Origin of the sequence: Pollutimonas rozaliensis, assembly GCF_048751585.1 — a bacterium.
GTDB lineage: Bacteria > Pseudomonadota > Gammaproteobacteria > Burkholderiales > Burkholderiaceae_B.
The window spans coordinates 1-236 of record NZ_JAZHOB010000363.1 but is presented as its reverse complement, the minus strand read 5'-3'; the positions used below and the strand labels follow the sequence as shown (position 1 = coordinate 236).

The window sequence follows — 236 nt, the reverse complement described above, 5'->3', positions numbered from 1 at the left end:
CTTATTGCCAACAGACAATCCCCTGCTTTGGCATGGCCTTCCAGGTAACGTGAAAAAATATACTCATAGCCATAATCATTTCCAACGCAGCTAATATGGGCAACATCGCTAATACTGCTAGCAGCAAGAGCACGGCGGTCAAGCCGATAACGCCCTGAAAGCTCTTCGGCAAAGTGCATGGCATCACACATTGAGCCCCCATTGCCACAACTAAACACCTGCCCACTTTCTTTCAA

1 protein-coding gene is annotated in these 236 nt (G+C 47.9%); it reads right to left on the bottom strand.

Annotated elements, in window-relative coordinates:
* Positions 1-236 (bottom strand): SIS domain-containing protein (locus V0R37_RS23250; RefSeq protein WP_420376711.1); only part of this gene is annotated, 236 nt, incomplete at its 3' end.